General features: G+C 70.5%; 1 protein-coding gene. It reads left to right on the forward strand.

All coding sequences use genetic code 11. The features are described 5' to 3' along the window. Window positions 1-118 precede the first annotated feature (118 nt). Window positions 119-891 (forward strand): rhamnulokinase (locus C4313_RS11580; protein WP_352430002.1); only part of this gene is annotated, 773 nt, incomplete at its 3' end.

The raw sequence follows: 891 nt of genomic DNA on the forward strand, positions 1-891 counted from the left end.
TGGCGAGGTGGAGGAGGGTGCAGTCCGGCTCACAGAGGTCCACCGCTTCCCCAACGGCCCCGTCCGGGTGCCCACGGGCCTCCACTGGGACGTCCTGAGGTTGTTCCAGGAGGTCACGGTGGGCATCCAGCGCGCATGGGCCTACGGGCCTCTCGCCAGCGTCGGCCTGGACACGTGGGGCGTGGACTTCGCCCTCCTGGACCGCACGGGCGCGCTCCTGGAGAACCCCTACCACTACCGGGACCCCCGCACGGAAGGGATGCTGGAGGAGGTGACCCGGCGCATCTCGCGGGACGAGCTCTACCGGCGGACGGGCATCCAGTTCCTGTCCATCAACACCCTCGTCCAGCTCACCGCCATGGCCGTCCGCCGCGCCCCGGCGCTCGAGGTCGCCTCGACGTTCCTCATGGTCTCCGACCTCATCAACTACTGGCTGACGGGTGAAGCCGTCTGCGAGTACACCAACGCCACCACGACCCAGTGCTACGACGCCACGGGGGGCACGTGGGCGGAGGACCTCCTGGACCGGCTCGGGATCCCCGCCCACATCTTCCCCCGGATCGTCCCCCCCGGCACCCTCCTGGGGACTCTGCACCCCTCTGTCTCCGAGGACCTGGGGGTCCCCGACGTCCGGGTCATCGCGCCTGCCTGTCACGACACGGCGTCGGCCGTGGCCGCCGTGCCGTCTTCGCATGTCCCCTTCGCCTACATCAGCTCCGGCACCTGGTCTCTTGTGGGCACGGAGCTCGCGCGTCCCCTGATCACCCCCGAGGCCCAGGCCGCGGGCTTCACCAACGAGGGCGGCGCCTTCGGCACCATCTGCTTCCTCCGGAACGTCCAGGGTCTGTGGCTCCTGGACGAGTCGCGCCGCCGGTGGGCCCAGGAGGGAGA

Source organism: Thermoflexus sp. (genome assembly GCF_040289485.1).
In the GTDB taxonomy this organism is placed as follows: Bacteria; Chloroflexota; Anaerolineae; order Thermoflexales; family Thermoflexaceae; genus Thermoflexus.